Origin of the sequence: Amycolatopsis sp. lyj-84, assembly GCF_046549075.1 — a bacterium.
In the GTDB taxonomy this organism is placed as follows: domain Bacteria; phylum Actinomycetota; class Actinomycetes; order Mycobacteriales; family Pseudonocardiaceae; genus Amycolatopsis.
Window position 1 is genome coordinate 1 of record NZ_JAJPWO010000036.1, and the last position, 1,147, is coordinate 1,147.

A 1,147-nucleotide genomic window follows, 5' to 3' on the forward strand; every position below is an offset into this window, starting at 1 on the left:
TGGGGGGGTGTCCCTATGGAAATTGTCAAGCGGCTGATGTCGTGGGGTGTTGGTAGTGGGTGTGGTTGCGGAGCATGGCGTAGAGGACGTCGCAGCGTCGTCGTGCGAGGCAGATGAGGGCTGCGTTGTGTTTCTTGCCTTCGTCGCGTTTGCGCTGGTAGTAGGCGCGGCTGGTCGGGTCGGAGAGGGCCGCGAAGGCGGCGAGGAAGAACGCGCGTTTGAGGCGGCGGTTGCCGGTTCTGGCGGGGTGTTCGCCCTTGATCGAGGTCCCGGAGCGGTGTGTGACCGGGGCGATGCCGGCGTAGGCGGCGAGGTGGCCGGAAGATTTGAAGCCTGAGGCGTCGCCGATTTCGAGGAGGATGCGGGCGGCGGTCCTGACGCCGATGCCGGGCATCGAGGTCAGGACCTGGGCGAGAGGGTGCGCATCGAGTATCTCCTCGGCTTCGGCGGCGACGGTTTTCCGTTGTTGGAGAACGGTTTTCAGACTGTCGGCGAGTCTGGGGAGGATCTTGTCCGCAGCGGCGGTGCCCGCGACGGTGACGGTCTGTTCGTCCAGCGCGGCGAGGATGTCCTCGGCCAGTTTCGCGCCCATGCGCGGGGCGTGTGTGGTCACGATCGCGGCGAGTTTGCGGCGCCCGGCCTTGCGGATCCCGATCGGTCCGCCGCAGCGGGACAGGATTTCCAGCACCGCGAGATGACTGATTTTGGGGCCGAGAACGCGTTCGAGGGCGGGGTGGATGCCGGTGAGCAGGCCGCGGATGCGGTTGCTGACACGGGTGGCCTCGGCGGCGAGGTCGTCGTCGAACCCGACGAGCACGTCCAGCTCGGCCAGGGCCTCGTCGTCGACGTTGAGCTGGCGCAGGGTGTGGGGCAGGGTGCGGGCGGCGTCGGCGATGACATAGGCGTCGCGGGCATCGGTTTTGGCGTTGCCGGGGTAGAGATCGGCGATGCGGCGCATCGCCAGTCCTGGCAGATAAGCCACGTCGTGGCCGCAGGCGCGGGCGACCGCGACCGGCAGCGCCCCGATGGTCGCGGGCTGATCCACGACCACCAAGATCTGCCCGTGAACGGCGAGTTTGTCGAACATCGCCCGCAGTTTGGGCTCGGTGTTGGGCAGCGGCGCGTCGTGCAGCCGTTTCCCGGCCGG

At 68.0% G+C, this 1,147-nt stretch carries 1 protein-coding gene; it reads right to left on the reverse strand.

Annotated features, from left to right (window positions below; genetic code table 11):
* Positions 1 to 25: 25 nt before the first annotated feature.
* On the reverse strand, positions 26 to 1,147 hold a 1,122-nt coding region (locus tag ACLJRM_RS44210), incomplete at its 5' end, for an IS110 family transposase (protein ID WP_410666449.1).